This window comes from Microbacterium sp. CPCC 204701, from assembly GCF_004010105.1.
In the GTDB taxonomy this organism is placed as follows: Bacteria; Actinomycetota; Actinomycetes; order Actinomycetales; family Microbacteriaceae; genus Microbacterium.
Genome location: NZ_RRYE01000597.1, coordinates 1 through 1,218, shown reverse-complemented (window position 1 = coordinate 1,218; position 1,218 = coordinate 1). Strand labels below are relative to the sequence as shown.

Annotated in this window: 1 protein-coding gene; it reads right to left on the bottom strand. The window is 69.0% G+C overall.

Features of this window, described 5'->3' with window-relative positions; all coding sequences use genetic code 11:
* On the bottom strand, positions 1–1,218 hold a 1,218-nt coding region (locus tag EIO58_RS18200; protein WP_205789391.1), incomplete at both ends, for a glycoside hydrolase family 43 protein.

Genomic DNA, 1,218 nt, shown 5'->3' with positions numbered 1-1,218 from the left:
CGACCCGCACGGCGGCTTCCGTCGCACCGGCCTCGACCTCGACCGCCCCGAGGTCGCTCGAGACGGCGGCGGTAGCATCCGCGTTCCGGATCTCGTCGTACTGCGCCTTCGCGAGCCCGACGATGCCGCCGTGCTTCGTGCTCGGCGCCATGAAGAAGCTGCTCGAGACGAGCTGCGTGAAGCCGGCGTCGAGGTTCGTCGTCTGCATCGGCCGGTAGCCGGTGGAGGGGATGACATCGACGTAGAGGTACCACTTCTCTTCACCGTGGCGCTGGAAGATCGCAGGACCCTCGACCCCACCGGCGTTGCCGCCCGTCCACTCGGCGCCGATGCGGGTCTGCAGCTGCGTCCACGTCGCGGCGGGCTTCCACCACTCCGCGGCCGCGGTGGTCTCCAGGTAGATGCCCTTGCCGGCCGAGTTGTCCTTCGTGATGCGATAGGTCTTGCCGTCGTTCTGGATGATCGTGGTGTCGATGGTGTTGCCGCCGGCGTCGATGAAGACCCCACCGTACTCGTACGTCGCCTGCGTGAAGTCGGGCGTCGCGCCCCACAGGATGCGCGAGTACGACGAACCGGTGTGCTCGGGGTTCGTGTACACGTTCGACGACCAGTAGACGACGAAGCCGCCCTGCCCGGGACCGTAGTAGTCGGGCACCCAGGTCGCCTCGGGAGCCCACGCCATGCCGAACTCGCCCACCTGCGCGCCGCCCGAGAGAGCGACGTCGAACTGACGCAGGTCGCTCCACGCCACGAGGTCCTTCGACTCCCAGACGTTCAGCTTCGTGCTGCCCTTAGAGCTCCAGTAGCACCACTCCATGCAGCCGCTGACGCCGCGGTCGCCGCCGAACACCCGGAGGTCGGTCGCAATGATGTAGTACGTCTGCGTCTCGGGGTTGTAGGTCAGGTACGGGTCGCGCACGCCGGTGGTGCCGAGGTCGGAGGCGAGGATCGGCTTGCCGCCGTTCAGCGGGTCCCACTGCTCGGGGTTGTCACCGCGAGAGACGTCGAGGTAGATCTTCTCGGCGTAGCCGGCGGCGTCCTCGATGAAGTGCACCATGGCGTAGCCGTAGGCGTCGCCCGGGGCAGCCTCCGGACGGACGGTCACCGAGATGTCGCGCGACGCCGTGGCGGCGCGCACCGTCGCGGTCGCCGTGAGCGACGCGGTGAGGGGCGGCTCGCCGGCGGCGGGCTGGTCGACGGTGACGGTCGCGCCGTCCG